Source organism: Terrisporobacter mayombei, from assembly GCF_020748465.1.
Lineage (GTDB): Bacteria > Bacillota > Clostridia > Peptostreptococcales > Peptostreptococcaceae > Terrisporobacter > Terrisporobacter mayombei.
In genome coordinates this window covers 1-429 of record NZ_JAHZMP010000305.1, presented here as the reverse complement: position 1 = coordinate 429, position 429 = coordinate 1, and the positions used below count along the sequence as shown (strand labels likewise).

Here is a 429-nt window from a genome sequence, read left to right as displayed (position 1 = left end):
GTAACTGACATACTGGAACAGATTATCTTCGCTCTGGTTGATGATAATGTCGCGCCCCGAATCGGTATCGGTTAGCGTGACATTGAGAAAACGCCAGAGGAGAGGGCGGTCATGAGTATAAAAGATATTCCGCAGATTGTTTTTGTTAATATCCAGCAGCACAATCCCTTTTAGCTGCCCTGCGACATATACCGGCGTCAGCAAACTCATCACGTTCTGTTTAGTACGCTGATCCTGGTAAATGCTCGACAATACGGTACGCCCGGTAAATACCTTTTCAATATCTTTGCGATCGATGCCAATACTTCCTGACTGCAGGAAGGACCAGTTATTCATCGCAAAGTATTCAACATTAACCGACTCATAAAAATAGACATAGCGGTCATTGAGATCGAGATAATAGTGAAATTTCTCTTCGGCCATCCCAAG

Annotated in this window: 1 protein-coding gene; it reads right to left on the bottom strand. The window is 44.1% G+C overall.

Going from position 1 to position 429, the window contains the following annotated elements; all coding sequences use genetic code 11:
* Positions 1-429, bottom strand: a 429-nt coding sequence (locus K0039_RS25600) for a GAPES1 domain-containing protein (RefSeq protein ID WP_228106935.1), incomplete at both ends; no start/stop codon positions are given.